The 24,617-nt window shown below is 65.4% G+C and carries 36 protein-coding genes; all 36 read right to left on the minus strand.

What is annotated here, in order from left to right:
- Positions 1 to 8: 8 nt before the first annotated feature.
- Positions 9 to 1,337 (minus strand): ABC transporter permease subunit, encoded by a 1,329-nt coding sequence (locus tag ACTVZP_RS11430; RefSeq protein WP_443212276.1) that lies wholly within the window; start codon positions 1,335 to 1,337, stop codon positions 9 to 11.
- A gap of 1 nt (position 1,338) precedes the next feature.
- Entirely contained in the window at positions 1,339 to 2,601 is a 1,263-nt protein-coding gene (locus ACTVZP_RS11435; protein WP_443212277.1) for an amino acid ABC transporter permease, read from the minus strand.
- A 141-nt stretch (positions 2,602 to 2,742) separates the two neighbouring features.
- Positions 2,743 to 3,759 (minus strand): amino acid ABC transporter substrate-binding protein, encoded by a 1,017-nt coding sequence (locus tag ACTVZP_RS11440; protein ID WP_443212278.1) that lies wholly within the window; start codon positions 3,757 to 3,759, stop codon positions 2,743 to 2,745.
- Between the two features lie 228 nt (positions 3,760 to 3,987).
- Complete coding sequence (locus ACTVZP_RS11445; protein WP_443212279.1) at positions 3,988 to 4,695, minus strand: ATP12 family chaperone protein; 708 nt, start codon at positions 4,693 to 4,695, stop codon at positions 3,988 to 3,990.
- Positions 4,695 to 5,735, minus strand: coding sequence for an RluA family pseudouridine synthase (locus ACTVZP_RS11450; RefSeq protein WP_443212280.1), 1,041 nt, complete (start codon positions 5,733 to 5,735; stop codon positions 4,695 to 4,697). The genes ACTVZP_RS11445 and ACTVZP_RS11450 overlap by 1 nt, the downstream gene beginning before the upstream one ends.
- A complete protein-coding gene (gene crcB / locus ACTVZP_RS11455; protein ID WP_443212281.1) occupies positions 5,732 to 6,106 on the minus strand; it encodes a fluoride efflux transporter CrcB in 375 nt (124 codons plus the stop codon). Before crcB ends, ACTVZP_RS11450 begins: the two co-directional genes overlap by 4 nt.
- A gap of 31 nt (positions 6,107 to 6,137) precedes the next feature.
- Complete coding sequence (locus ACTVZP_RS11460; RefSeq protein WP_443212282.1) at positions 6,138 to 7,451, minus strand: replication-associated recombination protein A; 1,314 nt, start codon at positions 7,449 to 7,451, stop codon at positions 6,138 to 6,140.
- Positions 7,452 to 7,489: 38 nt separating this feature from the next.
- Positions 7,490 to 8,875 carry a trypsin-like peptidase domain-containing protein gene (locus tag ACTVZP_RS11465; RefSeq protein ID WP_443212283.1) on the minus strand — a complete coding sequence of 462 codons (1,386 nt, stop codon included), beginning with the start codon at positions 8,873 to 8,875 and terminating at the stop codon, positions 7,490 to 7,492.
- A 54-nt stretch (positions 8,876 to 8,929) separates the two neighbouring features.
- On the minus strand, positions 8,930 to 9,541 hold the full coding sequence (locus tag ACTVZP_RS11470) for an autoinducer binding domain-containing protein (protein WP_443212312.1): 612 nt from the start codon (positions 9,539 to 9,541) through the stop codon (positions 8,930 to 8,932).
- A gap of 266 nt (positions 9,542 to 9,807) precedes the next feature.
- Positions 9,808 to 10,227, minus strand: coding sequence for a 50S ribosomal protein L17 (rplQ, locus tag ACTVZP_RS11475; RefSeq protein ID WP_443212284.1), 420 nt, complete (start codon positions 10,225 to 10,227; stop codon positions 9,808 to 9,810).
- Between the two features lie 107 nt (positions 10,228 to 10,334).
- Positions 10,335 to 11,351 carry a DNA-directed RNA polymerase subunit alpha gene (locus ACTVZP_RS11480; RefSeq protein WP_002722536.1) on the minus strand — a complete coding sequence of 339 codons (1,017 nt, stop codon included), beginning with the start codon at positions 11,349 to 11,351 and terminating at the stop codon, positions 10,335 to 10,337.
- A gap of 115 nt (positions 11,352 to 11,466) precedes the next feature.
- A complete protein-coding gene (gene rpsK / locus ACTVZP_RS11485) occupies positions 11,467 to 11,856 on the minus strand; it encodes a 30S ribosomal protein S11 (protein ID WP_011909468.1) in 390 nt (129 codons plus the stop codon).
- A gap of 13 nt (positions 11,857 to 11,869) precedes the next feature.
- Complete coding sequence (rpsM, locus tag ACTVZP_RS11490; RefSeq protein WP_443212285.1) at positions 11,870 to 12,238, minus strand: 30S ribosomal protein S13; 369 nt, start codon at positions 12,236 to 12,238, stop codon at positions 11,870 to 11,872.
- A 174-nt stretch (positions 12,239 to 12,412) separates the two neighbouring features.
- The gene (locus ACTVZP_RS11495) at positions 12,413 to 13,066 is read right to left on the minus strand and encodes an adenylate kinase (protein WP_443212286.1); all 654 of its coding nucleotides are present in this window, start codon (positions 13,064 to 13,066) and stop codon (positions 12,413 to 12,415) included.
- Between the two features lie 10 nt (positions 13,067 to 13,076).
- A complete protein-coding gene (secY, locus tag ACTVZP_RS11500) occupies positions 13,077 to 14,435 on the minus strand; it encodes a preprotein translocase subunit SecY (protein WP_443212287.1) in 1,359 nt (452 codons plus the stop codon).
- A gap of 100 nt (positions 14,436 to 14,535) precedes the next feature.
- A complete protein-coding gene (gene rplO / locus ACTVZP_RS11505) occupies positions 14,536 to 15,021 on the minus strand; it encodes a 50S ribosomal protein L15 (protein WP_443212288.1) in 486 nt (161 codons plus the stop codon).
- Positions 15,022 to 15,389: 368 nt separating this feature from the next.
- A complete protein-coding gene (rpmD, locus tag ACTVZP_RS11510; RefSeq protein WP_002722524.1) occupies positions 15,390 to 15,578 on the minus strand; it encodes a 50S ribosomal protein L30 in 189 nt (62 codons plus the stop codon).
- 12 nt (positions 15,579 to 15,590) lie between these two features.
- Entirely contained in the window at positions 15,591 to 16,154 is a 564-nt protein-coding gene (gene rpsE, locus ACTVZP_RS11515; RefSeq protein ID WP_002722522.1) for a 30S ribosomal protein S5, read from the minus strand.
- Positions 16,155 to 16,165: 11 nt separating this feature from the next.
- Positions 16,166 to 16,525, minus strand: a complete 360-nt coding sequence (gene rplR / locus ACTVZP_RS11520) for a 50S ribosomal protein L18 (RefSeq protein WP_443212289.1) — start codon at positions 16,523 to 16,525, stop codon at positions 16,166 to 16,168.
- An 11-nt stretch (positions 16,526 to 16,536) separates the two neighbouring features.
- On the minus strand, positions 16,537 to 17,070 hold the full coding sequence (rplF, locus tag ACTVZP_RS11525) for a 50S ribosomal protein L6 (protein ID WP_443212290.1): 534 nt from the start codon (positions 17,068 to 17,070) through the stop codon (positions 16,537 to 16,539).
- Positions 17,071 to 17,080: 10 nt separating this feature from the next.
- Positions 17,081 to 17,479: a 30S ribosomal protein S8 gene (gene rpsH / locus ACTVZP_RS11530; protein ID WP_002722516.1), complete on the minus strand. Its 399-nt coding sequence runs from the start codon at positions 17,477 to 17,479 to the stop codon at positions 17,081 to 17,083.
- A gap of 12 nt (positions 17,480 to 17,491) precedes the next feature.
- Positions 17,492 to 17,797 (minus strand): 30S ribosomal protein S14, encoded by a 306-nt coding sequence (gene rpsN, locus ACTVZP_RS11535; RefSeq protein ID WP_002722514.1) that lies wholly within the window; start codon positions 17,795 to 17,797, stop codon positions 17,492 to 17,494.
- 19 nt (positions 17,798 to 17,816) lie between these two features.
- On the minus strand, positions 17,817 to 18,377 hold the full coding sequence (gene rplE, locus ACTVZP_RS11540) for a 50S ribosomal protein L5 (protein WP_443212291.1): 561 nt from the start codon (positions 18,375 to 18,377) through the stop codon (positions 17,817 to 17,819).
- Positions 18,377 to 18,682, minus strand: a complete 306-nt coding sequence (gene rplX / locus ACTVZP_RS11545; RefSeq protein WP_443212292.1) for a 50S ribosomal protein L24 — start codon at positions 18,680 to 18,682, stop codon at positions 18,377 to 18,379. Before rplX ends, rplE begins: the two co-directional genes overlap by 1 nt.
- The gene (gene rplN, locus ACTVZP_RS11550; RefSeq protein WP_002722508.1) at positions 18,682 to 19,050 is read right to left on the minus strand and encodes a 50S ribosomal protein L14; all 369 of its coding nucleotides are present in this window, start codon (positions 19,048 to 19,050) and stop codon (positions 18,682 to 18,684) included. Before rplN ends, rplX begins: the two co-directional genes overlap by 1 nt.
- Positions 19,051 to 19,123: 73 nt before the next feature.
- Positions 19,124 to 19,366 (minus strand): 30S ribosomal protein S17, encoded by a 243-nt coding sequence (rpsQ, locus tag ACTVZP_RS11555; RefSeq protein ID WP_443212293.1) that lies wholly within the window; start codon positions 19,364 to 19,366, stop codon positions 19,124 to 19,126.
- Positions 19,367 to 19,379: 13 nt separating this feature from the next.
- A complete protein-coding gene (gene rpmC, locus ACTVZP_RS11560; RefSeq protein WP_002722500.1) occupies positions 19,380 to 19,586 on the minus strand; it encodes a 50S ribosomal protein L29 in 207 nt (68 codons plus the stop codon).
- 240 nt (positions 19,587 to 19,826) lie between these two features.
- Positions 19,827 to 20,240: a 50S ribosomal protein L16 gene (rplP, locus tag ACTVZP_RS11565; RefSeq protein ID WP_011909481.1), complete on the minus strand. Its 414-nt coding sequence runs from the start codon at positions 20,238 to 20,240 to the stop codon at positions 19,827 to 19,829.
- 12 nt (positions 20,241 to 20,252) lie between these two features.
- On the minus strand, positions 20,253 to 20,969 hold the full coding sequence (gene rpsC, locus ACTVZP_RS11570; RefSeq protein WP_443212294.1) for a 30S ribosomal protein S3: 717 nt from the start codon (positions 20,967 to 20,969) through the stop codon (positions 20,253 to 20,255).
- Positions 20,969 to 21,349 (minus strand): 50S ribosomal protein L22, encoded by a 381-nt coding sequence (rplV, locus tag ACTVZP_RS11575; RefSeq protein ID WP_443212295.1) that lies wholly within the window; start codon positions 21,347 to 21,349, stop codon positions 20,969 to 20,971. The genes rpsC and rplV overlap by 1 nt, the downstream gene beginning before the upstream one ends.
- A 3-nt stretch (positions 21,350 to 21,352) precedes the next feature.
- Positions 21,353 to 21,631: a 30S ribosomal protein S19 gene (rpsS, locus tag ACTVZP_RS11580; protein WP_002722496.1), complete on the minus strand. Its 279-nt coding sequence runs from the start codon at positions 21,629 to 21,631 to the stop codon at positions 21,353 to 21,355.
- Between the two features lie 3 nt (positions 21,632 to 21,634).
- Complete coding sequence (rplB, locus tag ACTVZP_RS11585) at positions 21,635 to 22,474, minus strand: 50S ribosomal protein L2 (protein ID WP_443212296.1); 840 nt, start codon at positions 22,472 to 22,474, stop codon at positions 21,635 to 21,637.
- A gap of 122 nt (positions 22,475 to 22,596) precedes the next feature.
- Positions 22,597 to 22,893 (minus strand): 50S ribosomal protein L23, encoded by a 297-nt coding sequence (locus ACTVZP_RS11590; RefSeq protein WP_443212297.1) that lies wholly within the window; start codon positions 22,891 to 22,893, stop codon positions 22,597 to 22,599.
- Complete coding sequence (gene rplD / locus ACTVZP_RS11595) at positions 22,890 to 23,510, minus strand: 50S ribosomal protein L4 (RefSeq protein WP_443212298.1); 621 nt, start codon at positions 23,508 to 23,510, stop codon at positions 22,890 to 22,892. The genes ACTVZP_RS11590 and rplD overlap by 4 nt, the downstream gene beginning before the upstream one ends.
- The gene (gene rplC / locus ACTVZP_RS11600) at positions 23,500 to 24,219 is read right to left on the minus strand and encodes a 50S ribosomal protein L3 (protein WP_443212299.1); all 720 of its coding nucleotides are present in this window, start codon (positions 24,217 to 24,219) and stop codon (positions 23,500 to 23,502) included. Before rplC ends, rplD begins: the two co-directional genes overlap by 11 nt.
- A 13-nt stretch (positions 24,220 to 24,232) precedes the next feature.
- A complete protein-coding gene (rpsJ, locus tag ACTVZP_RS11605; protein WP_002722490.1) occupies positions 24,233 to 24,541 on the minus strand; it encodes a 30S ribosomal protein S10 in 309 nt (102 codons plus the stop codon).
- Between the last annotated feature and the right edge of the window lie 76 nt (positions 24,542 to 24,617).

Here is a 24,617-nt window from a genome sequence, read left to right on the forward strand (position 1 = left end):
GCGGGCTCCTAGCGGTGGTCGGTCTTCAGCCGGTGCTCGAGGTGCATCGAGTAGCGCGACATGGCGAAGTTGAAGGCGAAGAAGATCAGGCCGACGAAGATGTAGGGCTCCCAGTAGATGCCCTTCCAGTCGGTCGAGGCGCGCACCGCGTCGGTGATACCCTTGAGGGGGTCCAGCAGGCCCACGAAGACCACCAGCGTCGTATCCTTGAACATGCCGATGAAGGTCGAGACGATGCCGGGGATCGAGATCTTCAGCGCCTGCGGCAGGATGATGAGGCGTTGCGCCTTCCAGTAGTCGAGGCCGAGCGCATCGGCGGCCTCGTATTGTCCGCGCGGCAGTGCCGCAAGACCTCCCCGGATCACCTCGGCGATGTAAGCCGCCGCGAACAGCGTCACCATGATGATGACGCGCAGGATGATGTCGAAGGTCGTTCCCGGCGGCAGGAAGTAGTTCAGCAGGAGCGAGGCGGTAAAGAGCAGCGTGATCAGCGGCACGCCCCGGATGAACTCGATGAAGGACACCGAGAGGCTCTTGATCAGGAACATGTCCGATTGCCGCCCCAGCGCCAGCACGATGCCGAGCGGCAGCGAGAGGACGATGCCGGAGACGCCGATGGTCACGGCGAGGACGAAGCCGCCGAACTTGTCCGACCGGACCTGCTCGAGCCAGAGTGGAGCCGTGCGGCCTACGAGACCGGACAGATCGGCCGAGACGTCGCCTGCAAGGAAGAGCCACCACAGGATCGGCAGCAGCACGGCGCCGGCCGCCGCAGCGATGGCGCCGAAACGCTGAAGCTGCGAGAACGCAAGAAAGCCGATGCCGAAGCCCGCGGCAGCCACCAGCGGCAGGAAGATCGACCCGCCCCAGAGCAGCCAGAAGGCAAGGAACGGATAGGCGAGGCTGAACCAGATCAGCTTGCGCGGCACCCAGGCGAAGAGCACCGGCGCGAGGGCCACGAACAGCAGGAAGAAGGTCGCGGTGGGGCGCCAGTAGAGGTGGTTCGGATAGAACCCGTAGAGGAACTGCGTCCAGCGCTCGCGGATCACGGCCCAGCAGGCGCCGGTGGCGCCTTCGCCCCAGCGCTCGGCGATGATCTGGCGGCACTGCGCGAGGTTGTCCGCCGCCCAGACCGAATGCATCAACCAGGGCACGATCCCGTGCAGCATGTAGTAGATGGCGAATGCGCCGATCAGGGTCAGGGCGATGTTGAGCGGACCCGAGAAGAGGTTCCGGCGCAGCCAATGAATGACGCCCGCCTCGTTCGTGGGCGGCGCGACAGGCGGCAGCATGGTCTCGCGGACGAAGGGCACCGTCTGGGCGTGAGTATCGCTCATCTCAGCGCTCCTTCAGCTTCACGGCCGAGTTGTAGACGTTCATCACCGCCGAGATGACGAGGCTGATGGCGAGATAGATCAGCATCATCAGCAGCACGCATTCGAGCTCTCGCCCGGTCTGGTTCAGCGTGATGCCCCCCAGCGTGCCCCGGAGGTCGAGGTAGCCCACGGCAATGGCCAGCGACGAGTTCTTCGTCAGGTTCAGATATTGCGAGATCAGCGGCGGGATGATGACCCTGAGCGCCTGGGGCAGGATGACGAGGTTCATCGTCCGGCCCGGGCGCAGGCCGAGCGCGAAGGCGGCCTCGGACTGCCCGCGCGAGATCGCGAGGATGCCGGCGCGGACGATCTCTGCGATGAAGGCCCCGGTATAGAGCGACAGCGCGAGCCAGAGCGCCATGAAGGAGTTCGAGACGTTGAGGCCGCCGACGAAGTTGAAGCCGCGCAGTTCCGGGAACTCGAGGTGGAAGCCCAGGGCCACGAGGACCGCGACCGGAAGGCCGACGAGCAGCAGCAGCGAGGACCACCAGGTCGCCGGACGCTCGCCCGTCTCCTCCTGGATGCGGGTGGCGCGGGCCTTGACGCTGCGGTTCACGAACCATCCGAGCACGATGGCTGCGATGACGGCCAGCACGTCCATGTTGACGTAGAACAGCCCGAGATCGAGCCAGCCGATCTCGCGGCTGAAGACCGGGTTCGGAACGGCGGTGTAGCGGTTGGTCACGGCGATCGCGTCGAGGAACATCGACCGGTCCGCGAGGCCCGTCTCGGGGTTCGGGCGGAAGGCGTTCGGTGCGGGCGTGGCCTCGGTGAAGACGGCGTAGATCAATAGGATCCACAGCAGCAGCGGCACGTTGCGGAACACCTCGACATAGACGGTCATCAGCCGCCCGACGAGCCAGTTCTTCGACAGCCTCAGGACACCGACCACGACGCCGATCACCGTTGCGGCGATGCAGCCCAGCAGCGCCACGAGCAACGTGTTCAGCAGTCCCACGAGCATGGCGCGGCCATGCGTGCTGTCGTTGGTGTAGTCCACGAGCCGCTGGCTGATGTCGTAGCCCGCGCGGTTCCACAGGAAGCCGAAGTCGAAGTCCTTGCCCAGCGCCTCGAGGTTGCGCATGGTGTTGTCGACCAGCCACGCCGCTCCGGCCATGAACAGGAAAAACACGAAGACCTGGATGGTCAGCGAACGATACCGCGTATCGTAAAGCAGCATGCTGAGCCGAAAGGACTCCTTCGGCGCGTCCGCGACGTTTGCCATGCAGTATTCCCCATTGCTCGGATCGCAGGGCCGGTGTTCCGGCGTGATGGCGTCGTTGCGCCCCTTGCTTCCGATCGTTGTTGCCCCGCTTCTGGCGGGAGGTTGTGGAAGGGGCGCCCGGATCGGGCGCCCCTCGTCAGATCAGCGGAACGGCGGAGCGTAGAGCAGGCCGCCCTGCGTCCATTGTGCGTTCAGGCCGCGGGCAAGGCCGATCGGGGTTGCCTCGCCGATGGTGGCAGCGAAGATCTCGCCGTAGTTGCCGGCAACCGCGATGGCGCGCTTGGCCCAGTCGTTGTCGAGGCGGATCATCTGGCCCAGGTCGCCCTCGACGCCGAGCAGGCGGCGGATCTCGGGGTTCGGCGAGTTGGCGGCCAGTTCCTCCATGTTGGCGGAGGTCACGCCGTATTCCTCGGCCGCGATCAGGGCGTTCAGCGTCCAGCGGACGATGTCGGCCCATTCGTTGTCGCCATGCCGCACAGCCGGCCCGAGCGGCTCTTTCGAGATGATCTCGGGAAGGATGATGTGGTTTTCCGGGTCGGCGAAGGCCGCGCGGGTGGCGGCAAGGCCCGAGGCGTCCGTCGTGTAGGCGTCGCAGGCGCCGGCGGCGTATTGCTGCTCGCCTTCCGCGTTCGTCTCGACGGCGACGGGCGTGTAGCTCAGGTTGTTCACCTTGAACCAGTCGGCGAGGTTCAGCTCGGTCGTGGTGCCGGTCTGGATGCAGACGGTGGCGCCGTCGAGTTCCTTGGCGGAGGTCACGCCGAGGTCCTTGCGCACCATGAAGCCTTGGCCGTCATAGTAGTTGACGCCGACGAAATCGAGTTTCAGGTCCGTGTCGCGCGAGAAGGTCCAGGTCGAGTTCCGGGCCAGCATGTCGACCTCGCCCGAGGCGAGCGCGGTGAAGCGCGTCTGGCCGGTGGTGGGCACGAACTTGACCTTCGTGCCGTCGCTGAGGACGGCCGCCGCGACCGCGCGGCAGAGTGCTACGTCGAACCCGGTCCAGTTGCCGTTGGCATCTGGCAAGGAAAAGCCGGTCAGACCGGTCGAAACACCGCAATTCAGCTCGCCACGCGCTTTCACGTCATCGAGCGTCGCCGCCGACGCAAGGCCGGCAGCAAGGCCCGCGACGGTCAGCGTGCCGAGAAAAACGGATTTTTTCATGCGTACCTCTTCCTGATTGCCGCCCGATGCAGAGCGGTTCTTTGATCCCCGGTGAGCGAGGACGTCTCTTGTGGAGGACACCTTCCTCACAGTGGATGTCAGTGTCGACCGAAGCCGTTTCAATCGTCAAGTCAAACCGCTGAAGCGGTCAATATCGCAGCAAATTCACGTCTTTGCGAATCTATTGTGCGAAATTGCGACGATGCCCCTGCTCCTGCCGGAGAATGGTCATCCACACAATGCGTAGAATCGCGCAGCCTGGAGGAAGGCGCTGCGCCGGGCGGCGGTGATTTCAGCCGCTTCCTCGTCCTCGCCCCACTGCTCGATCTGCCAGTTTTCGTCGACCCGCGACAACTCCCAGGCCTCCTCCGGAAGGATATGTCCCTCGATCACGCCCAAGGCGAGCAGAAGCGAACCGGAGATCGCCACGAGGTCGTGGAAGGCCGCGATCTGGAACGGAGAAAGTGTGCGGACGCGGGCAGACAGCCGAACGAGGCTCACCTCCGGCTGGGGGCGGTGCATCACGCCGGACGTGGCCTCGAGCGAGGCGCCGAAGGCCTCGGCTGCCCAGGCCAGAATCGGATCCCATGCCTCGGCCTGCCGCGCGATGAGGGCCGCGGGGCCGGTCGCGCGGTAGCAGACGAGGTCGGTGCCGCCGTAGTCGGCGAGCATCTCCGTCACCTCGTCGAACTGCGGGGCGACCTTGTCGAGCGCAGAATTGGCGGCGCGCGTGAAAGGCATCGTCTCGGGCCGGATCGTGGCCTCCTGCGCCTGCCATTCGGCGGCGACCGCCTCGGCCAGCGCCCGCGTCGGCAGGATCAGCGGCCGCTTGGCCGGCGTGCGGACGCTGCGCCCGTCGAGCCAGACCGTCCAGCCCTCGCCCTCCTCCACCACGCTCGCCTCTTTCCAGAAGCGCTTCGCCGCCCAGCCCGACATCAGCGCGCCCCGAACGGATCTTCGGGCACGTCGCCCTCCTTCCAGTCGAGCAGCTTCCACGTCTTGGTCATGTGCGGCGGCAGAGGTGCGGTGAAGGTCACGGGTTCCTTCCGGATCGGATGCTCGATGGTCAGGCTGCGCGCGTGGAGATGCAGCTTGCGGCTCACCTCGCCGCCGATCTGCGCGCCCCAGCCGTCGCCCATATTGTCCTGGCTCGACCCGCCGTATTTCCCGTCGCCCACGATCGGATGACCCAGCTCGGCCATGTGGGCACGCAGCTGGTGCGTGCGCCCGGTGATCGGAGACAGCGCCATCCAGGCGCAGCGGCTGCCAAGGAACCAGAGGGTGAAGAAGTCGGTCTGCGCCCGCTTGGCCTCGGGATGATCGCCCACCTTGGCGGGATGGATGCAGAGCATCTTCTCGCCCTCGCCGCCGCGCCCGTGGCCCGGCGCCTTCATCAGCGCATACTTGATCGAGCCCTGCTTGGGGCTGGGCACGCCCGCGACCAGCGCCCAGTAGATCTTGCGCGTGTTGCGGTGGCGGAAGCTCTCGGAGAGCGCCCGCGCCACGCGGTCGGTGCGCGCCAGAACCAGCACACCCGAGGTGTCCTTGTCGAGCCGATGCACCAGCTTCGGCCGCTCCTTGTAGCCGAACTTCAGCGCCTCGGTCAGCCCGTCGACATGGCGCTCGCCCTGCCCCGAGCCGCCCTGCGAGGGCAGACCCGCGGGCTTGTTCAACACGATGATGTCATTGTCGCGGTAGATCACGCAATCCTGGATCATCTGCTCGTCGGACTTCGTGACCCGCGATGCCTGCGGACGCGGCGCGTCCGGGTCGGGCAGCGGGGGCACGCGGATCTCCATCCCCTCGGCCACGCGGTCCGAAGCCTTGGCCCGCGCGCCGTCCACCCGCACCTGCCCCGTCCGGCACATCTTCTCGACGGCGCCCTGCGTCACCTGCGGAAAGCGGCGCTTGAACCAGCGGTCGAGCCGCTGCTCACCTTCATCTGCCGTCACCTTCAGAAGCTGCACGCTGCTCATGCCATCAATCCCCGAACCGCCGCCATGCCCGCCATCAGCCCCGCGAGCGACAGCACCACCGAAAGCACCACATAGGTCGCGGCCAGCCCCACCTGCCCGCGCTCGTAGAGCGTGACCGCATCCAGCGAAAAGGCCGAGAAGGTGGTGAAGCCGCCCAGCATCCCCGTCATGAGGAGTGGCGCGTAACGGTTGCCCTTGTGGGCCAGCACCACCACCAGCACGCCCATCAGGAACGAGCCTGCGACGTTGACAATCATGGTCCCGGCCGGGAAGCCCGAGCCGAAGAGACGCATGCTGCCGACATTGGTCAGATAGCGCGCCGACGCGCCGAGGGCGCCACCAAGCGCCACCTGTAGAAGAGAGCTGATCATCGCGCTTCTCTGTTCCCCGCACAGCTCAATGTCAACCGCCCTGCCGCTTGGCGCGGAGCTTGGAGAAATAGTCGGTGCGCTTCTTCAGTTCCCGCTCGAAACCCCGCTCCTGCGGCAGATACCAGACCGGGCGCTTCATGCCCTCGGGGAAGTAGTTCTGGCCCGAGAAGCCGTCCTCGGCATCATGGTCATACTGGTAGCCCGAGCCGTAGCCGATCTCCTTCATCATCTTCGTCGGCGCATTCAGGATGTGCTTCGGCGGCGGCTCGGAGCCGGTCTGCTTCGCCGCCGCCCGCGCGGCCTTGTAGGCGGTATAGACCGCATTCGACTTGGGGCTGAGCGCCAGATAGACCAGCGCCTCGGCCAGCGCGAGTTCGCCCTCGGGCGAGCCCAGCCGCTCGTACGTGGCCCAGGCCTCGAGGCAGATCCCCTGCGCCTGCGGATCGGCAAGGCCGATGTCCTCGACCGCCATCCGCGTGATGCGCCGGGCGAGGAAGCGCGGATCCTCGCCGCCCTCGAGCATCCGGGCGAACCAGTAGAGCGCGGCATCGGGGTCGGACCCTCGCACGGATTTGTGCAGCGCCGAGATGAGGTTGTAATGCTCCTCGCCCGACTTGTCGTATTTCGCGGCCCGCCGCATGAGCCGGGTGGCAAGCTGGTCGCGGTCGAGGTGGCCCGTGACCTTCCAGGCCATCACCTGCTCGACGAGGTTCAGAAGCGCCCGGCCGTCTCCGTCGGCCATCTCCAGCAGTGCCTCGCGCGCGGGGCCGTCGAGCGGAAGGGCACGTCCCGTCTCCTGCTCGGCCCGTTGGGCGAGGCGCTCGAGATCGGCGAGGCTCAGCCGCTCGAGCACGATCACCTGCGCCCGCGACATGAGGGCCGCGTTCAGCTCGAAGGACGGGTTCTCGGTCGTGGCGCCCACGAGGAGGATGGTCCCGTCCTCCATGTGGGGCAGGAAGCCGTCCTGCTGGGCCTTGTTGAAACGGTGGATCTCGTCAACGAAAAGCAGCGTCCCCTGCCCGTTCGCGCGCCGGAGCTTGGCGGCCTCGAACACCTTCCGCAGGTCGGGGACCCCGGTGAAGATCGCCGAGATCTGCACGAAGGCGAGGTCGGTCTCCTTCGCGAGCAACCGCGCGATTGTGGTCTTGCCCACGCCCGGCGGTCCCCAGAGGATCAGCGACGAGAGGCTGTCCGAGGCCAGCATGGCGCCCAGCGGCCCGTCGGGTGACAGCACCTTCTCCTGCCCGATCACCTCGGCCAGCGTCTTCGGCCGCAGCCGGTCGGCGAGCGGTCGGGGCGCATCGGGCTGCGCGGGCGCGGGCTCTCGGTCGAAGAGGTCGGACATGGGCGAAGCCTACGCGCGCCGCGGGGGCGGGGGAAGGGTCAGAGACGGAAGCGCAGACGCAGCGGCTGTCCGTCGCGCAGCACGTCGATCTGCCACCAGCGCACCCGCTCTCGCGCGGCCGCCTCCACGTCGCGAGGACGCTCGATGCGGCGGCCGTTGATCTCGAGCAGGATGTCGCCGGGCCGAAGGCCCGCGCGCCCGGCCGTCGCCTCCGCCCCGCGCACCACCACGCCCTCGAGCGTCAGCGGCAGGTTCAGCTCGGCGCGGACCGCCGGGTTCAGCCGCTCGACGGTGAGGCCGGCGAAGACCGAGTCGCGCAGGATCAGCGTCTCGCGCGGGGGCGTCTCGGGCGCCGCGATCAGCGCGACCCTTGTCTCGCGGCTCTCGCCGTCGCGAAGGTAGGTGACAATGGCCTGCGAGCCGATGCCCATTGAGGAAAGGCGGAACATCACCTCCTGCGGGCTGTCGGTGCGCTGGCCGCCGAGCGCCACCACCACGTCGCCCGGCCGCAGGCCCGCGGCGCGGAAGGGGCTCGCCGCGTCGAGCTCGGTCAATACCACACCCTCGGGGCGGTCGAGCCCCATCGCCTCGGCCATGGCCGCGTCGACAGCCTGACCGTTGACCCCGGCCCACGGTCGCTGGAAGCGGCTCTCGCCCGCCTCCGCCTGCGCGAGGAAGCTGCGCACGAGGTTCGCCGGAATCGCGAAGCCGATCCCGTTCGAGCCGCCGGACTGGGTGAGGATCGCGGTGTTGATGCCCACGAGCCGCCCCGCCGTGTCCACCAGCGCCCCGCCGGAATTGCCGGGGTTGATCGCCGCGTCGGTCTGCACGAAGTAGCCGCGCCCGCCATCTATCGACAGGCCCGACCGCGCAAGCCCCGAGACGATCCCCTGCGAGACGGTCTGGCCCACGCCGAAAGGGTTGCCGATGGCCAGCACCAGCTCGCCCACCTCGACCCCGTCCGAGTCGCGAAGCGGCAGATGCGGCAGACCATCCGCCCCCTTCAGCTTCAGCACCGCCAGGTCGCTGTCCTGATCGGCCAGCATCACCTCGGCCTCGTATTCCCGCCGGTCGTTCAGCACCACGCGGATGGCGTCCGCCTGCCCCACCACATGGTAATTCGAGACCACCACCCCGTCCGCGGAGACGATCACGCCCGAACCGAGCGAGTTCTGCACCCGCGGCTGGCGGCGACCGAAGTCACGGAACAGCTGGTCGAAGAAGGGATCCGCAGCGAAGGGGCTCACCCGCTGCGCGACGACCCGCGTGGCATAGATGTTCACGACCGCGGGTGCGGCCGAGCGGACCACCGGAGCAAAGGTCAACGAGATCTCGGCAGCAGACTCCGGCACCCGTGTCTCGGCCGAGGCGGCCACGGGAAACAGCGAGACGATCACGGAAAGGACGAGCAGGACCTGGCGCATGGGAACCTCATGGAACGGGGCGATATGTAGGCAGCCCCCGCGCCGGCGCAAGCGTCAGATCAGCCGGTAGTCCTTGGCGCGCTGGATTGCCTCGGCCGTCGTGCGGGCGCCGAGGCGCTGGCGCGCTCCTGCGATGCGGGCCTTCAGCGCGCTTTCGGAAATGCCGAGCTTCAGGGCTGCCGCCGCGTGACGGTCACCGTTGGCGATGCAGCGCAACGCCTCGATCTGCGGCTGGGTCAACCGGTCCGGCGGAAGCGTGAGGTCATGCACACGCTGAAAGAGCGCAAAAACGAGCTCCATCTCGCGGTCGGTGAATTCCCGATCTGCTCGCGCGAAACTCCCGATACTCCGCGAGGCTTCCGACTCCCAGGAGCAGGTAATGCCGTAGTTGAGGTCGAATTTTCGCGCGGCATCGAAAACGCCTTGCCGATCATGGGCTGCAAGATCGCGCCAACGGCAAACACCCTGCTTGCTCAGCGCCCACTGGATCGACGGATCATACAATACATATCCTTTTTCCGTGTAATACTCGATCCAATCTTCCCGGTATGATTGCAACGTGATCAACGGCGAAGCAAAACGAATATGCAGACCCATGAAGTAGCCCGAAGTGGCGATGCGCCGCAACTGGCTGACTTCCAGATCTAGTTTTGAATTTAGCGTCATTTGGGAAACAATACGCAGCGAAACCGATTGGGATGGACAAGCGCCGACTTTTAGACCGAGCAAGGCACCATCCACAGTCACAGCTTTATTGCAATCACCTCATGAAGCAAACACGTTTTTTAGCAATGGTGAATCAGTCGGCGTCACGCTGCCTTTTGCCGAGACGGCATCCGTAAGGCGGTGGATCGAATAAGCCGCTATCACAAAAAGAAATAGGCCCGCCTCCGAAGAGGCGGGCCCGGTAATGGTCGTCCGCAGCAGCGGCCTTATTCTTCCAGCGCTTCCTCTGCGGCAACGCGTGCCTTGTCGGCGGCACCCTTCGCGTTCGGATCGCGGTCGACAAACTCGATGATCGCCATGGGCGCCATGTCGCCGTAACGGAAGCCAGCCTTCAGGACACGGACATAGCCGCCGGCGCGCTCGGCATAGCGCGGCCCCAGAATCTCGAACAGGCGCGTGACGTGCCGGTCTTCCTTCAGCTGGGCTGCCGCCTGGCGGCGGGCGTGCAGGTCGCCGCGCTTCGCGAGCGTCACCAGCTTTTCGATGATCGGGCGCAGTTCCTTGGCCTTCGGCAGCGTCGTCTTGATCTGCTCGTGCTCGATCAGCGAGCCGGCCATGTTGGCGAAGAGCGCCTTGCGGTGCTCGTGGGTGCGGTTCAGGCGGCGGTAGCCGCGGGCGTGACGCATGGGAGTCTCCTATCGCGTTTTGCTTTGTCCGGCCCTTCGTGCGTTGCGGAGGGCGTCATTGGGGCGGAATTGCCCGGGAAGCGAGAGGGGGGCCGAAGCCCCCGCCCTCAGAACTGGTCTTCGAAGCGCTTGGCGAGGTCCTCGATGTTCTCCGGCGGCCAGTCCTCGACATCCATGCCGAGGTGGAGGCCCATGCCCGAGAGCACTTCCTTGATCTCGTTCAGCGACTTGCGGCCGAAGTTCGGCGTGCGCAGCATTTCGGCTTCCGTCTTCTGGATCAGGTCGCCGATGTAGACGATATTGTCGTTCTTCAGGCAATTTGCCGAACGCACCGACAATTCGAGCTCGTCCACCTTCTTGAGGAGGAGCGGGTTGAATTCCAGCCCATCCTCAACATCGTGGCGGGTGGCCGATTCCGGCTCTTCGAAATTGACGAAGATCGACAGCTGATCCTGGAGGATGCGCGCGGCATAGGCCACGGCGTCGTCCGGAGTCAGGCCGCCGTCGGTCTCGATCCGCATGGTCAGCTTGTCATAGTCGAGCACCTGACCCTCGCGGGTGGGCGTGACCTCGTAGCTCACCTTCTTCACCGGCGAATAGATCGCGTCGATCGGAATGAGGCCGATCGGCGCATCTTCCGGCCGGTTCTTGTCGGCGGCGACATAGCCTTTGCCGGTGTTCACGGTCAGCTCCATGAACACGTCCGCGCCTTCATCGAGGTGGCAGATCACGTGATCCTTGTTCAGGATCTCGATGCCATTCGATTCGGAGATGTCACCGGCCGTCACCACGCCCGGCCCCTTGGCCGAGATCGAAAGCCGCTTCGGGCCCTCGACTTCCATCTTGATGGAGACGCCCTTGAGGTTCAGCACGATGTCGGTCACGTCCTCGCGCACGCCCGCAACGGACGAGAACTCGTGCAGCACGTTGTCGATCTGGACGGAGGTGATCGCGGCACCTTGCAGCGACGAGAGCAGCACGCGGCGCAGCGCGTTGCCGAGTGTCAGGCCGAAGCCGCGCTCGAGCGGTTCGGCGATCACGGTGGCGACCCGGGCCGGATCGGCACCCGGCTTGACGACCAGCTGCGTCGGCTTGATCAGCTCGGCCCAGTTCTTGTGGATCATGCGTTTGCCTCCATACCTGTCGCCAGCCCATGTCCGTTAGCCGGCAACGCCCGAGGATCTGAACAAGTCGATCGGGCCGCGCCAGATGGCACGGCCCGACCCGATGAGTGTGACGTCAGACGCGACGGCGCTTCGGCGGACGGCAGCCGTTGTGCGCCATCGGCGTCACGTCGCGGATCGAGGTAATGTTGAGGCCGGCAGCGGCCAGCGCGCGCAGCGCCGATTCGCGGCCCGAGCCCGGGCCCTGCACCTCGACCTCGATGGTCTTCATGCCATGTTCCTGGGCCTTCTTGGCGGCGTCCTCGGCAGCCATCTGGGCGGCGTAGGGCGTCGACTTGCGCGAGCCCTTGAAGCCCATCGTGCCGGCCGACGACCAGGAGATCGCGTTGCCCTGCACGTCGGAGATCAGGATCTTGGTGTTGTTGAACGAGGAGTTCACATGAGCAACGCCGGCGGCGATGTTCTTGCGTTCCTTGCGCTTCATGCGGGTCTTGTCACGAGCCATGTCTCAGCGCCCCTTATTTCTTCTTGCCGGCAATGGCTTTCGCCGGGCCCTTGCGGGTGCGGGCGTTGGTGTGGGTGCGCTGGCCGCGCACCGGCAGGCCGCGACGGTGACGCAGGCCGCGGTAGCAGCCGAGGTCCATCAGGCGCTTGATGTTCATCGAGGTCTCGCGACGCAGGTCGCCCTCGACGGTGATGTTCGCGTCGATGTACTCGCGGATCGCCAGAACTTCGGCATCGGTCAGGTCGTTCACGCGGCGCGACGGGTCGATCCCCGTGGCTTCGCAGATCTGGCCGGCGATGAAGGGGCCGATTCCCGTGATGTAGGTGAGCGCGACCGGAACCCGTTTCGCGGTCGGGATGTTGACGCCAGCAATACGTGCCAAACGTTTCTTCCTTTTGTTGCGGTCCCGTAATGCCAGGACCTTTTTTCACAACCACCGGAGACGGCAGTCGCTCCGGACTGTTCGCCGCAGGACGGGATGCCGCCCCGGACGATTCCCTCGCGGGACGCCGTGATCTATGGGCTTTTGATCCGGCCGTCAAGGCCGGATGCAAAGTCACCCGCGCTTGTCAAGAACCTTCGCGATCGCCGCCGAGACCTCGTCCATCTCGGCCAGTCCATCGACCGAGGACAGCTGCCCCCGCGCGTAGTAGTAGCCGATGAGCGGCGAGGTCTTCTTGTAGTACTCCATCAGCCGCTTCGAGAGCGCTTCGGCGGTGTCATCCGCGCGGCGGCGCAGATCGGTCGAGCCGCAGACGTCGCAAACCCCTTCGACCTTCGTGGGCTTCGTCTCGTCGTGATAGACCGCGCCGCAGTTGCCGCAGGAGTAGCGGCCGGTGATCCGTGCGACGAGCGCCGCGTCGTCCACCTGCATCTCGATCACGGCGTCGAGCTGCTGACCTGTCTGGGCCAGAAGTTCACCAAGGGTGTCGGCCTGCTTCAGGGTGCGCGGAAAGCCGTCGAAGATGAAGCCACCGGCGGACGGCGACTGCAGCTTCTCGCGGATCAGGCCGATGACGATGTCGTCGGTGACGAGTTCGCCCCGGTCCATCACCTCGGCCGCACGCCGGCCCATCTCCGAGCCGGAGGTCTTGGCCTCGCGCAGCATGTCGCCGGTCGAGAGCTGCACCATGCCACGGCCTTCCTCGAGCCGCTTTGCCTGTGTGCCCTTGCCCGCACCCGGCGGCCCCAGAAGTATCACATTCACCATTACTCTTCCCTCAGCGGCGGGTCGGAGCCTTTGCTCCGGTCCGCTTCCTTCCCCTCAGTTGCGACCGCTCGATCAGCCCCTCGTACTGATGGGCGAGCAGGTGCGACTGGACCTGGTTGATCGTATCCATCGTGACCGAGACCACGATCAGCACCGACGTTCCCCCGAAGTAGAAGGGAATGCCGAGCTGGTTGCGCAGGATCTCGGGCAGCAGGCAGACGGCCGCCAGATAGGCCGAGCCGAGCACGAGGATCCGGTTCACGACGTATTCGAGGTATTCCTCGGTCTTCTTGCCGGGCCGGATGCCCGGAATGAAGCCGTTCTGGTTCTTCAGGTTCTCGGCAACGTCGTCGACCTTGAAGGCCACGTTCGCCGTATAGAAATAGGCGAAGAAGACGATCATGCCGGCGAAGAACGCGAGGTAGAGCGGCTGGCCGGGGCCGAAATAGGCGAGGATCGTCGACATGACCGGGCCGGTCTGCTGGCCCGAAAAGGTCGAGATCGTCACCGGCAGCAGCAGGAGCGACGAGGCGAAGATCGCCGGGATCACGCCCGCAGGGTTGACCTTCACCGGCAGGTGCGACGAGCCGCCGTCATAGATCTTCATGCCGACCTGACGCCGCGGATACTGGATGTGGATCTTGCGGAGCGCGCGCTCCATGAAGACCACGAAGGTGATCACCGCGATCACCATGGCGATCACGCCGACGATCACCGCCGGGCTGATCGCGCCCGACCGGCCCTGGCTGAGGAACTGTGCGATATGAGCCGGCACCTCGGCCACGATACCCACGAAGATGATGAGCGAGATCCCGTTGCCGATCCCGCGCGCGGTGATCTGCTCACCGAGCCACATCAGGAACATGGTGCCGCCGACCAGCGTGATGACGCAGGCGGCGCGGAAGAACATCCCCGGATCAGTCACGAGATCGCCCGCCTCGAGGCTCATCGCGATGCCCCAGGCCTGGAAGGTCGCCAGGAACACCGTGCCGTAGCGGGTGTACTGGTTGATCTTCTTGCGCCCCTGCTCGCCTTCCTTCTTGAGCTGCTCGAGCTTCGGCACCATCGAGGCCATCAGCTGCACGATGATCGAGGCCGAGATGTAGGGCATGATCCCCAGCGCGAAGACGCCCATCCGGCTGATCGCGCCACCCGTGAACATGTTCAGCATCCCGCCGATCCCGGCGGTGGCGCTGTCCATGAACTCGCGCAGAGCCGAGCCGTCGATGCCCGGCACCGGAATGTAGGTTCCGAGGCGGTACACCATCAGCAGGCCGATGGTGAAGAAGATGCGTTGGCGAAGGTCGGTGGCCTTGCCGAGGGCGCCCCAACTCAGGTTCGCCGCCATTTGCTCTGCAGCAGATGCCATGCCCGGTCTCTTTCATGACGGCGCCGCCGATCCGTTCTCCGGGTCGGCGGCGCGGGAAAACTCGGAGGTGATGTATGCGCCCGAGGGCGCAGCCACAACCTTATTCTGCGCTGGCGGCCGCCGCAGCCGGAGCGGTCAGGGTGATCGAGCCACCGGCTTTCTCGACGGCTTCCACCGCCGACTTCGAGGCGCCCGTGACGGTCAGCGCGAGCTTCGCGGTGATCTCGCCCTTGCCGAGCACCCGGATGCCGTCGCGCTTGTGCGAGGTCACGCCCGCGGCCACGATCGCGGTCTCGTCGATCGGCTGGCTGGCGTCCAGCTTGCCGGCGTCGACGAACTTCTGGATCAGGCCGAGGTTGACCACGGCATATTCCTTGCGGTTCGGCTTGGTGAAGCCGCGCTTCGGCAGACGCCGGTAGAGCGGCATCTGGCCGCCTTCGTAGCCGTTCAGGGCCACGCCCGACCGCGACTTCTGGCCTTTGATACCACGGCCGGCGGTCTTGCCCTTGCCCGAGCCCGGGCCGCGAGCCACGCGCTTCTTCTTGCGGGCTGCGCCTTCGTTGTCGCGAAGTTCGTTCAGTTTCATGTCGCTATCTCCTGGCCGGAACCGCCCCGCCAGCGACGGATGGGACGAACACGGCATTTCTTGTTTGAAAGCGGCCCTCAGGCCGCCGCACGCCTATAGTCTCTTGGCCGTCCTGGATCAAGGGAGGAAAGGGCCTCGCTCAATGGCAATGCACCTCTCCCCGCTTGCGGTCCATATGACAGCATTGCCCCGGGGGCGAACTCTTTCGACAGCCGCCACCATGCGCCGGGCCCGGAACGGGATTGACCCCGGCAAGCCCGACCAGCAGGGCAAGAATCGTTGCCCACACCATGCACGTCATCCCCTGCGGGCCTGAACGCAGGACGCCCCGGAAGATCCGGGGCGTCCAATCCACACGAAGACGGGGCTCAGCCGCGCTCTTCGATGATCTCGACCAGATGCGGGATCTTGGCGACCATGCCGCGGATCGACGGCGTGTCTTCCAGTTCCCGGGTCCGGTGCATCTTGTTCAGTCCGAGGCCCTTGAGGACCGCGGTCTGAACGGCCGGGCGGCGCGCTGCCGACCGGACCTGCTTCACGATGATCGTTTTCGCCATGGTCCGGACTCCTTACGCTTCCGCCACTTCGGCTTCCGGCTTCTTCAGGATGTCGGCCACCTTCTTGCCGCGGCGCTGCGCGACTTGACGAGGGCTGGATTCCCGCTTCAGACCGTCCATCGTGGCACGGATCATGTTGTAGGGGTTCTGCGAGCCGAGCGACTTCGCAACCACGTCCTGGATGCCGAGCATCTCGAACACGGCGCGCATCGGGCCGCCCGCGATGATCCCCGTCCCCGGAACGGCGGCGCGCATCACGACCTTGCCGGCGCCGTGGCGGCCTTCCTGGTCATGGTGCAGCGTCCGGCCGTCGCGGAGGGCGACGCGGATCATCTGACGCTTGGCCTGCTCGGTCGCCTTGCGGATGGCTTCCGGCACTTCCTTGGCCTTGCCCTTGCCGAAGCCGACGCGGCCGCGCTGGTCGCCCACGACCACCAGAGCCGCAAAGCCGAAGCGCTTGCCGCCCTTCACGGTCTTGGAGACGCGGTTGATCGCCACCAGACGATCGGCGAATTCCGGGGTTTCCTCGCGCGAACGATCGTCGCGACGGTCCCGGCGGTTCTCTCTCTCTGCCATCGTCTTACTCCTCAGAACTTCAGGCCGCCTTCACGGGCAGCGTCGGCCAGAGCCTTGATCTTCCCGTGAAAGAGGAAACCGCCGCGGTCGAAGTAGCAGGCTTCGATGCCCGCCGCCTTCGCCCGCTCGGCGATTGCGCGACCCACGGCCGCCGACGCCTCGACGTTGTTCTTGCCGACGAAGCCCAGGCCCTTTTCGAGGGTCGAGGCCGCCGCCAGGGTGACACCGCTCGCATCGTCGATCAGCTGGACGCTGATGTTCTTCGAGGAACGATGGACGGACAGCCGGAGCCGTCCGTTCGCCGAAGCTTTCAGTTTGTTCCGGACGCGCAGGCGGCGCTTGAGGAACAGCTCTCTTTTCGTGTTCGCCATTGTCGCGCCCCTTACTTCTTCTTGCCTTCCTTGCGGAAGATGAACTCGTCCTTGTAGCGGATGCCCTTGCCCTTGTAGGGCTCGGGACGCCGCCACTCGCGGATGTTCGCCGCCACCTGGCCGACCAGCTGCTGGTCGATGCCTTCGACGGTGATCTCGGTCTGCTTCGGGGTCGTGACGGTCACGCCCGCCGGAACCTCGAAGTTGACGTCATGCGAGTAGCCGAGCGACAGCTTCAGCACGTTGCCGGCCATCTGGGCGCGGTAACCCACACCGGTGATCTCAAGCTCCTTCTTGAAGCCGGTGGTCACGCCGGTGACGAGGTTCTCGACCTGCGACCGGACCATGCCCCACTGCTGGCGCGCGCGCTTCGAGGTGCCCCGCGGGGTCACCGTGACGGCGCCTTCGTCCATGGCGAGGGTCACGTCGTCGGTCGCCGAGAAGTTGCGGGTGCCCTTGGGGCCCTTCACTTCGATGGACTGGCCCGAGATCGAGGCCGTCACGCCTTTCGGCAGCGGAACGGGTTTCTTGCCGATACGAGACATTGAACCCTCCTCAGAACACGGTGCAGAGCACTTCGCCGCCAACATTGGCGGAGCGGGCGCTCGCATCGGACATGACGCCTTTCGGCGTGGAGATGATCGACACGCCGAGGCCGTTGCGGACGCTCGGAAGGTCCTTCGTGGCCATGTAGACGCGGCGGCCGGGCTTGGACACGCGCTTGAGTTCGCGGATCACCGGGGTGCCCTCGAAGTACTTCAGCGAGATGACCAGTTCGCCCTGGCCGTTCTCGGTTTCCTTCTTCTCGTAGCCGCGGATGTAGCCCTCGGCCTGGAGCACGTCGAGCACCCAGGCGCGAAGCCTGGAGGCCGGCGTGCTCACCGTGGACTTGCCACGCAGCTGCGCGTTGCGGATGCGGGTCAGCATATCGCCGAGCGGATCGTTCACAGACATATCCCGATCTCCTTACCAGCTCGACTTCACCATGCCGGGGATCTGGCCGAACGAGGCCAGTTCACGCAGCATGATCCGCGAGAGTTTCAGCTTGCGATAATACGCATGCGGACGGCCCGTCAGCTGGCAGCGGTTGTGGATCCGCGTGGCCGACGAGTTGCGCGGCAGTTCCGCCAGCTTGAGCTGCGCCTTGAAGCGCTGCTCCATCGGCAGGTCCGCGTTGGTGGTGATCTCCTTCAGCGAGGCGCGCTTGGCAGCATATTGCTGCACCATCTTCGCGCGCTTGATCTCGCGTTCGATCATGGATTTCTTCGCCATACTCTTCTCTCTCCCGCGATCAGCTGATGAACGGCATGTTGAACTGCTTCAACAGCGCCTTCGCTTCCGCGTCGGTCTTCGCGGTGGTGCAGATGATGATGTCCATGCCGAGAACCTCGTCGACCTTGTCGAAGTTGATCTCGGGGAACACGAACTGCTCTTTCAGGCCCATCGCGTAGTTGCCGCGGCCGTCGAACGAGTTGCCCTTGACGCCGCGGAAGTCGCGGACGCGAGGCAGCGCGATCGTGATCAGACGGTCGAGGAATTCGTACATGCGGTCGCCGCGAAGCGTGACCTTGCAGCCCAGCGGCATCAGTTCGCGCACGCGGAAGCCGGCGATCGACTTCTTGGCGTGGGTGATGACGGCCTTCTGACCGGCGATCATCGAGAGTTCGTCCGCGGCGGTCTTCACCTTCTTGGTGTCCTTGACCGCCTCGCCGACACCCATGTTCAGGACGATCTTGTCCAGACGCGGGATCTGCATGTCGTTCTTGTAGCCGAACTGTTCCTTCAGAGCGGCGCGAACGGTGTTCGCGTAGGCCGCCTTCAGGCGCGGGGTGTAGTTGGTCTGGTCGAGCATCAGATGACATCCCCCGTGGTCTTGGCGTAGCGGACCTTCTTGTCGCCCTCGAACCGGAAGCCGACGCGGGTCGCCTTGCCGTTGGCATCGACGAGCGCCAGGTTGGAGAGATCGATCGGCATGGCCTTCGGCAGGCGGCCGCCCTGCTGGGTCGGCGTCTGCTTGGCGTGACGGATGGCGATGTTCACGCCCTCGACCACGGCCTTGTTGTCCTTCGGCATCACCGCGGTGATCTCGCCCTGCTTGCCCTTGTCCTTGCCGGCCAGCACGACGACGCGGTCACCCTTCTTCAGCTTCGCAGCCATCAGAGCACCTCCGGAGCCAGCGAGATGATTTTCATGAAGTTCTTGGCACGCAGCTCGCGCACGACCGGCCCGAAGATACGGGTGCCGACCGGTTCGCCTTGGTTGTTCAGGATGACGGCGGCATTGCGGTCGAAGCGGATCGTGGTGCCGTCCTCACGACGGACTTCCTTGGCGGTGCGCACGACGACGGCCTTGCGGACATCGCCCTTCTTCACGCGACCGCGCGGGATGGCTTCCTTCACCGACACCACGATGATGTCGCCGACGCTGGCATAGCGACGGTGGGAACCACCCAGAACCTTGATGCACTGAACTCGGCGAGCGCCAGAGTTGTCAGCGACATCCAGATTGGTCTGCATCTGGATCATTTGGTTTCTCCCGACCTTTGGGGACCGCTTGATCCCGCGGCCCCAGGGTTTCGTTCAGGCAGGAAGGCGGACGTCAAGCCACGACGGCTTCGGTCACGACCTTCCAGCGCTTCGTCTTCGAGATGGGCGCGCATTCCTCGATGCGGACGACGTCGCCGACCTTGAACTGGTTCTCCGGGTCATGCGCCCGGTATTTCTTCGACAGGCGGACCGTCTTCTTCAGCAGCGGGTGCTTGAAGCGACGCTCGACGAGGACCGTCACGGTCTGCTCGTTCTTGTCGCTGGTCACGGTGCCTTGCAGGATGCGTTTGGGCATGGAAGCCTCCCTCTCAGTTCGCAGCGGCCGAAGCGGCCATCTCGTTCAGGACCGTCTTGATGCGGGCGACGTCACGACGGACGGCGCGCATGCGGGCGGTGTTCTCGAGCTGGCCGGTGGCCTGCTGGAAGCGGAGGTTGAAGGCCTCTTTCTTGAGCGCCACGAGCTGGTCGCGGAGCTGGTCCGGGGTCTTGGACCGCAGTTCCTGGGCGGTGGTCATCGCCTCTTTCCTTCTTCAATCACCAGAGGGCCCCCGACCTTGGCAGGGTCACCTTGAACCTGGTGGATCAATGACAAATCCGCGAATCCGGTGGCCCGGAATCCGCAGGATGCAGCCTGCTACAGGAGCTTGGCCTGAAGGGCAAGCGAAAGAATCGCGCACCGGCCCCGTCCTGATGAAAAGGCCCCCGGACGCATCGGCATCCGGGGGCCTCGATCTCCGAAGCGTTGCGAGGAACGCTTACCAGTCCTCGCGGACCACGATCCGGGTGGTGATCGGCAGCTTCATCGCGCCGAGGCGGAGCGCCTCGCGGGCGATGGTTTCCGACACACCATCGATCTCGAACATGATCCGGCCCGGCTTCACCTTGGCCGCCCAGAAATCGACCGAGCCCTTGCCCTTACCCATCCGGACTTCGGTGGGCTTGGAGGTCACCGGCGTATCCGGGAAGATGCGGATCCAGACCCGGCCCTGACGCTTCATGTGGCGGGTGATCGCACGGCGGGCCGCCTCGATCTGCCGCGCGGTCACGCGCTCGGGCTCGGTGGCCTTGAGGCCGAAGCCGCCGAAGTTCAGGAGGAACCCGCCCTTCGCCTCGCCGTGGATGCGGCCCTTGTGCTGTTTGCGGAACTTCGTCCGTTTAGGTTGCAGCATCGTTCAGCTCCCTTACGCGCGTTCGCGGTCGCGGCGCGGCGGCCGCGGGGCGGCGCCTTCCTGAGCTTCCGAGTGCCGGCGGTCATGCGCCTGCGGATCGTGCTCGAGGATCTCGCCCTTGAAGATCCAGACCTTCACCCCGATGATCCCGTAGGGGGTCGAGGCTTCGGAGGTCGCGTAGTCGATGTCGGCGCGCAGCGTGTGCAGCGGCACGCGGCCCTCGCGGTACCATTCGGTCCGGGCGATCTCGGCGCCGCCGAGGCGGCCCGCGACGTTGACCCGGATGCCGAGCGCGCCGATGCGCATGGCGTTCTGCACGCCGCGCTTCATGGCGCGACGGAAGGACACCCGACGCTCCATCTGCTGGGCGATCGACTCGGCCACCAGCTGGGCGTCCAGTTCCGGCTTGCGGATCTCGACGATGTTCAGGTGAAGCTCGGACTTGGTGAAGGCCGAGAGCTTCTTGCGCAGCGTCTCGATATCCGCGCCCTTCTTGCCGATGATCACGCCCGGACGGGCGGTGTGGATCGTCACGCGGCACTTCCGGTGCGGACGCTCGATGATCACCTTCGACACGCCGGCCTGCTTGGCGTAGTCGTGGATGAACTCGCGCATCTTGAGGTCTTCCAGCAGCAGGTTGCCGTAGTCCTTCGACTCGGCGAACCAGCGGCTGTCCCAGGTCCGGTTGACCTGAAGGCGCATGCCGATCGGATTGACCTTCTGACCCATTACGCAGTCTCCCCGACTTGCTTCACCTTGATCGTGAGCTCGCTGAACGGTTTCATGATCTTGCCGAACCGGCCGCGGGCGCGCGGACGGCCGCGCTTCATCACGAGGTTCTTGCCGCAGTAGGCTTCGGTCACGACCAGTTCGTCGACGTCGAGGCCATGGTTGTTCTCGGCGTTGGCGATGGCCGACTGCAGGCACTTCAGCACGTCCTGGCTGATGCGCTTCTTCGAGAAGGTGAGGTCGGCGATCGCCTTGTCCACCTTCTTGCCACGGATGAGGGCCGCGACGAGGTTCAGCTTCTGCGGCGAGGTGCGGAGCATCTTCGCCTTGGCAAAAGCCTCGTTTTCGCCCACGCGGCGCGGGTTCTTGTCCTTGCCCATGGATTACTTCCTCTTCGCTTTCTTGTCGGCGGCGTGACCGTAGTAGGTCCGCGTCGGCGAATATTCACCGAACTTCTGGCCGATCATCTCCTCGGTCACGTTGACCGGGACGTGCTTCTTGCCGTTGTAGACGCCGAACGTCAGGCCGACGAACTGCGGCAGGATGGTGGAGCGACGCGACCAGATCTTGATCACTTCGTTCTTGCCCGACTCGCGCGACTTCTCTGCCTTCTTCAGCAGGTACCCGTCGACGAAGGGGCCTTTCCAGGTAGAACGTGCCATGGCTCAGCGCCCTTTCTTCTTCGCGTGCCGCGAGCGGACAATGAGCTTGTCCGAAGCCTTGCTCTTGCGGGTGCGGTTGCCCTTGGTGCCCTTGCCCCACGGGGTGACCGGGTGACGGCCGCCCGAGGTGCGGCCTTCGCCGCCGCCGTGCGGGTGGTCGATCGGGTTCATCGCGACGCCGCGGACGGTCGGGCGGACGCCCAGGTGCCGCATGCGGCCCGCCTTGCCGAAGTTCTGGTTCGAGTTGTCGGGGTTCGAGACGGCGCCCACGGTGGCCATGCATTCCTGGCGCACCATGCGCAGCTCGCCCGAGGACAGGCGGATCTGGGCATAGCCGCCATCGCGGCCGACGAACTGGGCGTAGGTGCCGGCGGCGCGGGCCATCTGGCCGCCCTTGCCCGGCTTCAGCTCGACGTTGTGCACGATCGTGCCGATCGGCATGCCCGAGAACGGCATCGCGTTGCCCGGCTTCACGTCGGTCTTGGTGCCGGCGACGACGCTGTCGCCAACGGCGAGGCGCTGGGGCGCGAGGATGTAGGCGAGTTCGCCATCCTCATAGCGCACGAGCGCGATGAATGCGGTGCGGTTCGGGTCGTATTCGATGCGCTCGACCACGGCCGGAACGTCGAACTTGCGACGCTTGAAATCGACGATGCGGTAGAGGCGCTTCGCCCCGCCGCCCTTGTGCCACATCGTGACGCGTCCGGTGTTGTTCCGGCCACCGGTCTTGATCAGGCCCTCGACGAGGGTCTTGACCGGACGGCCTTTCCACAGCTCCGAACGGTCGATCAGAACCAGCCCACGCTGGCCAGGCGTCGTCGGTTTGTACGACTTGAGTGCCATGCTTCCTGTCTTCCGTCAGCTAGAGACCCCTTGGAAGGGGCCGGTACAGGGCTCCGAAGATCCCCAGATGATAAAAATCACGGCCCCGGAAGCCCGGGGCCGCGAGATTCGGCGGCCTTGTATCAGAGGCCGGTCGAGACGTCGATGGTGTTTCCTTCCTCGAGCGTCACATAGGCCTTCTTGCGGTCCGAGCGCACGCCGGGGCGGCCCTTGAACTTCTTGGTCTTGCCCTTGGTCACGACGGTGTTCACCGCCCTGACCTTGACGTTGAAGATCGACTCGACCGCTTCCTTGATCTGCGGCTTGGTCGCGTCCATCGCCACGGCGAAGACGACGCCGTTGGCTTCCGACGTCATCGTCGCCTTCTCGGTGATCACCGGCTTGCGGATCACATCGTAGTGTTCGGGTTTGGCGGTCATTTCAGACGAGCCTCCAGAGCTTCGACACCCGCCTTCGTGATCACGAGCGTGTCACGCTTCAGGATGTCATAGACGTTCGCCCCGATCGACGGCAGCACATCGACGCCCTCGAGGTTGCGCGCGGCCTTGGCGAAGTTCTCGTTGATGTCGGCGCCGTCGATGACGAGCACGCGCTTCCAGCCGAGTTCCTTCACCGCCTTGGCGAGCAGGGCGGTCTTGGCCTCGGACATGGCGATGTCCTCGATCACGATCAGGTTGCCGGTCGTGGCCTTGGACGACAGCGCGTGCTTCAGACCCAGCGCCCGGAACTTCTTGTTCAGGTCGTGGGCGTGGCTGCGCGGGGTCGGGCCCTTGTAGACGCCACCGTGACGGAAGATCGGCGCCTTCTTGGACCCGTGGCGAGCGCCGCCGGTGCCTTTCTGGCGATAGATCTTCTTGGTCGAGTAGCTCACGTCCGACTTGCCGAGCACCGAATGCGTGCCGGCCTGGGCCTTCGCCCGCTGCCAGCGCACGACGCGGTGCAGGATGTCGGCGCGCGGCTCGAGGCCAAAGATCGCGTCGTCGAGTTCAATCGAGCCCGCGGGGCTCGCGTCCAGCTTGATGACTTCAGCCTTCATTGCTTTCGCCTCCGGTGGAGGTTTCCTCAACGGCCGCCGTGCGGATCGCCGCCGGACGGATCGCTTGTTCCGGGACCGGCTTCTTCACGGCGTCCTTGATGGTGACCCAGCCGCCCTTCGAACCGGGAACGGCGCCCTTCACCATGATCAGGCCGCGGTCGCTGTCGGTGCGCACGACCTGCAGGTTCTGCGTGGTCACACGGGCAGCGCCCATGTGGCCGGCCATCTTCTTGCCCTTGAACACCTTGCCGGGGTCCTGGCACTGGCCGGTCGAACCATGCGAACGGTGGCTGATCGACACGCCGTGCGAGGCACGCAGACCGCCGAAGTTGTGACGCTTCATCGCACCGGCAAAGCCCTTGCCGATCGAGGTGCCGGCGATGTCGACGTACTGACCCGCGAAGTAGTGGTCAGCCGTGATCTCGGCACCGATGTCGATAAGGCAGTCAGGCGTCACGCGGAATTCGGCGATCTTGCGCTTGGGCTCCACGTTCGCTTTCGCGAAGTGGCCACGCTGGGCCGCCGACACGCGCTTGGCCTTGGCCGCACCCGCGCCGAGCTGAACGGCGGTGTAGCCGTCCTTCTCGGTCGTGCGCTGAGCGACGACCTGAAGCGAGTCTAGTTGGAGGACGGTCACGGGAACCTGCTTCCCGTCCTCGAGGAACAGCCGGGTCATGCCCAGCTTCTTGGCGATAACACCAGAACGCATCTTCGTGGACCCCTCAAACCTTGATCTGAATGTCCACGCCGGCCGCGAGGTCGAGCTTCATCAGCGCGTCCACGGTCTGCGGGGTCGGATCGACGATGTCGAGAAGACGCTTGTGCGTCCGGATCTCCCACTGGTCGCGCGACTTCTTGTCGATGTGCGGACCGCGGAGAACGGTGAACTTCTCGATCTTGTTCGGCAGCGGGATCGGGCCGCGCACCTGCGCGCCGGTCCGCTTGGCGGTGTTCACGATTTCCTGGGTGCTGGCGTCCAGCACCCGGTAATCGAAGGCCTTCAGCCTGATGCGGATAGTCTGACCTTGCATTTCATTGCCCTCGGGCTTGGCGGGAAACGGGGGGGCGTGGTCTCGTCCCCCCGCCCCTCTGCCAATTGCGGTTTAC

Source organism: Rhodobacter sp. NSM (assembly GCF_052244495.1).
Classification (GTDB): Bacteria; Pseudomonadota; Alphaproteobacteria; order Rhodobacterales; family Rhodobacteraceae; genus Cereibacter_A.